Below are 207 nucleotides of genomic sequence, written 5' to 3' on the forward strand. Positions count from 1 at the left end.
CGAGGGACGGCATGTATTAGCCATCAGTGACAGCAGTGAAATTAATTTACAGGCTCAAGCCCAGCATCTTCAAACATCCGGTTTCGGGGTTGTGGGCAACAATCAAGACTTGGGCTTTTTCCTTCATCCGACCTTGGTCGCCGACGCGGCGAGTGGGTTCCCGCTGGGATTGAGTACGATTCAGCTATGGCATCGAGAGCCCGAGCG

Annotated in this window: 1 pseudogene; it reads left to right on the forward strand. The window is 54.1% G+C overall.

The features are described 5' to 3' along the window. Positions 1–207: pseudogene (locus JUK32_RS17005) on the forward strand (IS4 family transposase); the annotation flags it as partial.

The sequence above is a fragment of the Halomicronema sp. CCY15110 genome (genome assembly GCF_016888165.1).
Lineage (GTDB): Bacteria > Cyanobacteriota > Cyanobacteriia > Phormidesmidales > Phormidesmidaceae > Halomicronema.